The following is a 1,037-nucleotide window of genomic DNA, read 5'->3' as shown; positions in this document are numbered from 1 at the left end:
CCGACCCGTTGGAGGGGGCTGTCTGCCCCCTCCAAACCTCCCCCGAGGATATTGTCAGACCGGAAAGACGCGCGCGGATTGCTGCCGCCTATGCCCGATATTGATGGTGTGCGGGGGCGGGCGGCTTCACCTTTGGGGCGCAATCCAAGGGAGGATCAGATGAAATACGTGCTTGCAGGTGTACTCGCGGGACTGGCCGGTGTGGCTGGTGCGGCGGGGCATGAGGGCGGATGGACGCTCGAGGGGTTCGAGACGCCGGAGTCGGCCTATTACGAGGCCGGGACGGACCAGATCGTCGTGTCCAATATCGCGACCTTCGGGCCGGACGGGGGGATGGACGGCTACCTGTCGCTTGTCTCGCCGGGCGGGGAGATGGTGCAGAAGGACTGGGTGACCGGGCTGATGGACCCCAAGGGCATGGCCGCGATGGATGGCAAGCTTTATGTCGCCGATGCCATGGGCCTTCATGTCGTCGATATCGCCGGCGGGGCCGTGGACGAGACGATCACGCTTGAGGGGGCGATGTTCCCCAATGATGTGGCGATCGGTTCGGACGGGGCCGTCTATGTCACCGACATGTTCGGCGGGGCCGTCTACAAGGTGATGGACGGGGCGGCCGAGGTGTTCGTGCCGGCGGGCACCATGGCGCTGCCCAACGGGATCTGGGCGCAGGACGACCGGCTGGTCGTCGGCTCGATGGGCGAGGAATGGCTCATGGAGCAGGGCCAGATCAACGGGGCCGGGCAGCTTTACGCGGTCGATTACGGGTCTGCCGAGGTGACGACGCTGCCGGGGGCCGAGGAGACCGGCGCGATCGACGGGATCGTCGAGATCGGCGGGAAGCTGATCTTTTCCGACAACCCGACCGGCGAGATCGTGGCTTATGACGGGGAAGGGCTGGAGACGCTCGCGACCACCGAGCCGGGCGCCGGGGATATCGGGATGATGGGCGAGATGGTGCTCGTCCCGTTCCTTCAGGGCGGCAAGGTCATGGCGATGCCGGTGAACTGAGGGTGTCGCCGCGGGCTGCGCCCGCG

General features: G+C 66.6%; 1 protein-coding gene. It reads left to right on the top strand.

Annotated features, from left to right (window positions below; all coding sequences use genetic code 11):
- Positions 1 to 159 precede the first annotated feature (159 nt).
- Positions 160 to 1,011 (top strand): SMP-30/gluconolactonase/LRE family protein, encoded by an 852-nt coding sequence (locus B2585_RS17015; protein WP_292025130.1) that lies wholly within the window; start codon positions 160 to 162, stop codon positions 1,009 to 1,011.
- The last annotated feature ends 26 nt before the right edge of the window (positions 1,012 to 1,037 follow it).

This window comes from Maritimibacter sp. UBA3975, from assembly GCF_002384975.1.
Taxonomy (GTDB): Bacteria; Pseudomonadota; Alphaproteobacteria; order Rhodobacterales; family Rhodobacteraceae; genus Maritimibacter.
This window is presented reverse-complemented; position numbering and strand designations above follow the sequence as displayed.

Coding starts and splice junctions, on each gene's coding strand:
- B2585_RS17015 (WP_292025130.1), top strand. CDS start 160: ATGAAATACGTGCTTGCAGGTGTACTCGCGGGACTGGCCGGTGTGGCT.